Genomic DNA, 4,600 nt, shown 5'->3' on the forward strand with positions numbered 1-4,600 from the left:
CGGCGGCGCTCCGCCGCCTCCCACTCCAGCAACCGTTCGCTCACCGCCGCAAAGCGCGCGTCGATGCGGTCGAGCTCGTCCTCCATCGCGTCGATGGTTTCGGGTTCGGCTTCGATTTCTTGCAGGAATTCGAGTTCGCCTTCGACGTCGTTCCTCGCCTTGGCGAGCGTTTCGAGCACGAGCTCGAAGTCTTCCCGCGTCAGGGCTTCGAGCGGGGCGTCCAACGTCCTATCGAACGTCCTCACGGGCTGCGGATGGATGGGATCCTTGGGCGAGAGGAAGGGCAGCTCTTCGTCCGGAGGCGTCAGCGTCTGCGCACGGGTCGGCACATCCCCCAACGCACCGATCGACGGCGGCTCCGTGGCGGCCGCCCCGAAGACGGAGGGCACCGGAGGGAGACCCGGAGAGACCTGATCGGCCTTCTCAGCCTGAACCTCTCCCGCGGACTTCACGGATTCGGGCGGCACGGCGCCGGGCGCGACGCCCCCGAGCCCCGGCCTCCAGGCGAGCTCAATGACGCCGAGCGAGAGCGGGCCCGAGCCGCTCGTAAGCCGCATCTCCTCACCCGTCTCGGTGTTGCGCAGCACCGCCTCGCCGGACGGAATCCAAACCTCAAAACTCGTCATGTCGCACACCTGCGGTGGTTTCTCCTGCCGCTCATTCTACGGAGCGGAGCCCGGGAAGGAGAAAAGGAGTATTCTCGGCGTCCCTCTCCCGGGCATCCCGGAGGACGGCCCGGAAGGCGCCCCCTCAACAGGCCCCAACAAGCCTCCCCGAGCGAACGCCGAAACCTTCCGCTGCTACCACTTCGGTTAAGGCGCCTTTCATCCTTTCGGCGTAGTATTCGCACAAGACGGGCGCGAAGCCCGCACTCTCGACCAACCATTCGAACGGGGAAACCGACCGATGTTCACATTCATTTCCGTGGTTCTAGGGATCATCTGGGCCCTCATCTCCTTGGTGCTTCTCTTCAAGGTCTGGGACAAGATCGGTCCGGCCGTGCTCTCGATGTCGAACAACCACATCGTGCAGGTCGCCGCGATGGTGATCGTCTACGCCGTGATCTTCTACATCCCCGTGCGCATCTGGTGCTGGCTCTGGAGCTGACGCCCTGAAGGGTCCTTCCGGTTCCTTCCGGTTCCTTCCGACTCCTCCGAGTCCCCAATGAACAAAACGCCTCCGCGGCACGTTCCGCTGGAGGCGTTTTTGACGTCGGGACCTTTCTCCGGCCCCGTCGGCCGGAGCGTTCAGACTCAGGCCTTCGGCTTCGCGGTCTTCGCGCCCTCGACGATCTTCATGGCCGAGGTGATCATCCCGGCCAGATCGCCCATGTTCCCGGGCACGACCAACGTGTTCGAGGTCTTCGCGAGTTCCCCGAACGCACCGATGTACTTTTCCGCGACCTGGAGGTTGACGGCGGTCATGCCGCCCTCGGTCTGGGTCGCCTCCGCGATGCGGCGGAGCGCTTCGGCCGTCGCCGTCGCGATGGCGAGCGTCGCCGCCGCCTGACCTTCGGCCTTGTTGATTTCGGCCTGCTTTTCGCCTTCCGACTGTGCGATCGCCGCTTCGCGGGCACCCGTCGCCAGGTTGATCTGTTCGAGCTTGCGGCCTTCGGACGCCGCCACCACCGCGCGCTTTTCGCGCTCGGCCGTGATCTGCTGCTGCATCGCCTGCAGAATCACCTGCGGGGGCGTCAGGTCCTTGATTTCGTAGCGGAGCACCTTCACGCCCCAATTCAAGGCCGCCTCGTCGATCGCCGACACCACGCTCTTGTTGATGAGGTCGCGCTCCTCAAAGGTCTTGTCCAATTCCATGCGGCCCACGACGCTGCGAAGCGTGGTCTGAGCGAGTTGGGTGATCGCGATCACGTAGTTCGACGTCCCGTAGCTCGCACGCTGGGGGTCGGTCACCTGGAAGAACAAGACGCCGTCGACCGTCAGCTGCGTGTTGTCGCGCGTGATGCAGACCTGGCTCGGCGTGTCGAGCGGGATTTCTTTGAGGCTGTGGCGGTACGCGACGCGGTCGATGAAGGGAATGATGAAGTTCAACCCCGGGCTCAGCACTGCGTGGAATTTCCCGAGGCGCTCGACGACCCAGGCGGTCTGCTGCGGAACGACCTTCACCGACTGCGTGGCGAAGATCACGACGGCGACGACCAAGACGATCATCACGATCATGAAGCCTGAAAGCGCGTAGACATCCAACATGGCTGGTCCTTGGATAAGAAAGCTATGGAAAGGGGTGTGTGAGAAGCGTTGAAGGGATGCCGGAAAAGAGGCTCCCTTCGGAATCTTTTGGGAACTTTTGGGTTTCGTCCGCGGCTACCCGGCCTTGGGCGGCTCCACAGGTTCGAGGATGAGCGCCGCGCCGTCGACGCGGGCGATCTTCCAGCGCCCGGGCGTGAGCGCCCCTCCGTCCTTCGCGGCCGCACGCCAAAGCGTCCCGCGGTAGCGCACCACGGCGCCGCCCGAGGGTTCCACCTTGTCGACCGTCACCTCGCGGCCCACGTCCGCGTGCTGAAGGGCTTCGGACTCGTCCTTCTTCGGGCGCAGGAACCGGATCCCGACGACGCCCGCCGCGGTGGCGAGCGCGAAGAAGAGGAGCTGCACGGAGAAGCCCGCCCCCGCAAACGCGGCCGCGGCCGCCGCGAAGGCGCCGAGCGCGATCGCGAGCAGGTAGAAGGTGCCCGTGAACATCTCGAGCGACGCGGCGGCGATGCCGCCGATCGTCCAAAGCACGGTGGGGCTCATGGTGGGGATCCTCCCTTCGTGGGCGTGCGGTATGCGCCGCAGGAACGCTGCGGCGGGTCGTTGATCGGTCCGGATTCGGAGAAAGGAAGGCTGCGGGCGAAACCGGCGTTTCCTCCCCTCATTCCTTCACGTTAACACAGTGCGAATCTCCGCATTCGCCCACTGCTACACGATCTTGCAAAAACTCACCCCGGCAGGGAGAAAGCCGCCCGGAAGGCCCGGACGGGAAGAGGCACAAAAGGAAAGCCGCCCGGCTTTCGAAGCATTCGAAAGGACGGACGGCTTTTCATCGGGAGGGGCTCGACGCCCCTCCGTGTGCCTAGGGCTGCCCGCGGATTACTTCGCGAGGCGGCGCCAGGTGTCGACCACCGTGTCGGGGTTGAGCGAGATCGATTCGATCCCCTGCTCCATCAGCCACTCGGCGAAGTCGGCGTGGTCGGACGGGCCCTGACCGCAGATGCCGACGTACTTGCCCTTTTCGCGGCAGGCCTTGATCGCCATCGCGAGGAGCGCCTTCACGGCGTCGTTGCGTTCGTCGAAGGCGGCGGCGACGAGGCCGGAGTCACGGTCGAGACCCAACGCCAACTGCGTCATGTCGTTCGAGCCGATCGAGAAGCCGTCGAAGTATTCGAGGAACTGGTCGGCGAGAACGGCGTTCGACGGGAGTTCGCACATCATGTTGAGGCGAAGGCCGTTGACGCCGCGCTTGAGACCGTGACCCTCCATGATCTCGGTGACGCGCTTCGCTTCCGCGACCGTGCGCACGAACGGGATCATGAGTTCGACGTTGGTCAAGCCCATTTCGTCGCGGACGAACTTCATCGCGCGGCATTCCATCTCGAAGCATTCCGCGAACTGGTTCGCAATGTAGCGGGACGCACCGCGGAAGCCCAGCATCGGGTTTTCTTCGACCGGTTCGTAGTTGGCGCCGCCGATGAGCTTACGGTACTCGTTGCTCTTGAAGTCGGAGAGGCGCACGATGACCTTCTTCGGCCAGAACGCGGCGGCGATGGTCGCCACGCCTTCGGCGATCTTCTTTTCGAAGAAGTCTTTCGGCGAGGCGTAGCCCGCGGAGAGGCGCTCGACGGCATCGCGGAGTTCCGACGGAACGTTCGGGTACTCAAGGATCGCCTTCGGGTGGATGCCGATGTTGTTGATGATGAATTCGAGACGGGCGAGACCAACACCCTTGTTCGGGATCGACTGGAAGTCGAACGCCAACTGCGGGTTGCCGACGTTCATCATGATCTTGACGGGGATTTCGGGGAGCGCGCCGCGGCGGACTTCCTCGACTTCGACCGCGAGGATCCCTTCGTAGATGTTGCCCGTGTCGCCTTCGGCGCAGGAGACCGTCACCTGGTCGCCTTCCATGAGGCGGTCGGTGGCGTCGCCGCAGCCGACGACGGCGGGAATGCCGAGCTCACGCGCGATGATCGCGGCGTGGCAGGTGCGGCCGCCGCGGTTCGTCACGATGGCGGAGGCCTTCTTCATCACCGGTTCCCAGTTGGGGTCGGTCATGTCGGTGACGAGCACGTCGCCCGCCTGAACGCGATCCATCTGCGCGGCGGATTCGACGATGCGCACCGTGCCCTGACCGATCTTCTGACCGATGGCGCGGCCCTGGGCGAGCAGACGCCCCTTTTCTTTGAGCGTGTAGCGGAGCCGCACGTCGGCGTCCGTCTGCTGGCTCTTCACCGTTTCGGGACGGGCCTGCAGGATGTAGATCTTGCCGTCGTTGCCGTCCTTGCCCCATTCGATGTCCATGGGACGGCCGTAGTGCTTTTCAATGATGCGGGCGAACTTCGCGAGTTCGATCACGTCTTCGTCGGTGATCGAGAACTTGCGGCGGT

At 64.4% G+C, this 4,600-nt stretch carries 5 protein-coding genes; 1 reads left to right on the top strand and 4 read right to left on the bottom strand.

Going from position 1 to position 4,600, the window contains the following annotated elements:
* The coding region (locus HMPREF9440_RS05660) for a hypothetical protein (RefSeq protein WP_008542337.1) at nucleotides 1-626 on the bottom strand (626 nt) is incomplete at its 3' end.
* Between the two features lie 280 nt (nucleotides 627-906).
* Between HMPREF9440_RS05660 and HMPREF9440_RS05665 the strand changes: the two genes are divergently transcribed.
* Nucleotides 907-1,107: a hypothetical protein gene (locus HMPREF9440_RS05665; RefSeq protein WP_008542339.1), complete on the top strand. Its 201-nt coding sequence runs from the start codon at nucleotides 907-909 to the stop codon at nucleotides 1,105-1,107.
* A 146-nt stretch (nucleotides 1,108-1,253) separates the two neighbouring features.
* On the opposite strand, the gene HMPREF9440_RS05670 is transcribed toward HMPREF9440_RS05665, so the two are convergent.
* From HMPREF9440_RS05670 to ppsA, 3 genes are all read right to left on the bottom strand, one after another.
* A complete protein-coding gene (locus HMPREF9440_RS05670; protein ID WP_008542341.1) occupies nucleotides 1,254-2,207 on the bottom strand; it encodes an SPFH domain-containing protein in 954 nt (317 codons plus the stop codon).
* A 114-nt stretch (nucleotides 2,208-2,321) separates the two neighbouring features.
* The gene (locus tag HMPREF9440_RS05675; RefSeq protein ID WP_008542342.1) at nucleotides 2,322-2,750 is read right to left on the bottom strand and encodes an NfeD family protein; all 429 of its coding nucleotides are present in this window, start codon (nucleotides 2,748-2,750) and stop codon (nucleotides 2,322-2,324) included.
* Between the two features lie 336 nt (nucleotides 2,751-3,086).
* Nucleotides 3,087-4,600: phosphoenolpyruvate synthase (gene ppsA, locus HMPREF9440_RS11955; RefSeq protein WP_040763973.1), on the bottom strand; the 1,514-nt coding region annotated here is incomplete at its 5' end.

This window comes from Sutterella parvirubra YIT 11816 (assembly GCF_000250875.1).
In the GTDB taxonomy this organism is placed as follows: Bacteria; Pseudomonadota; Gammaproteobacteria; order Burkholderiales; family Burkholderiaceae_F; genus Sutterella; species Sutterella parvirubra.